General features: G+C 43.1%; 1 protein-coding gene. It reads right to left on the reverse strand.

Annotated elements, in window-relative coordinates; genetic code table 11:
• Positions 1-332: hypothetical protein (locus KA858_RS12590; protein WP_481906479.1), on the reverse strand; the 332-nt coding region annotated here is incomplete at both ends.

Here is a 332-nt window from a genome sequence, read left to right on the forward strand (position 1 = left end):
ACCACAGGCGCCGTTGGCGGAGTTGTGTCAGTCGCTTTTTTCGGTTGAGACGTAGAACTATTCGGATGTTCTGCATTGTCGTAAGCTTTCGCAGTAACATTACCTTCAGGAATAGGTTTCGTCGGTGTAATCGTGACATGACCTGTATTATCTGTCGTACCTGTTCCAATTACATGATTATCTTTATCTAATAACTCAATACGAGTATTCGGATCTGTAGTAACTTCAACAGGATCAATAGTTGTCGCTTTACCAGTTAAATCGCTAGTAACCACAGGCGCTGTTGGCGCAGTTGTGTCAGTCGCTTTCTTCGGTTGAGATGTAGAACTATT

Origin of the sequence: Staphylococcus sp. GDX8P80P, from assembly GCF_017893095.1 — a bacterium.
GTDB classification, from domain to species: Bacteria; Bacillota; Bacilli; order Staphylococcales; family Staphylococcaceae; genus Staphylococcus; species Staphylococcus borealis.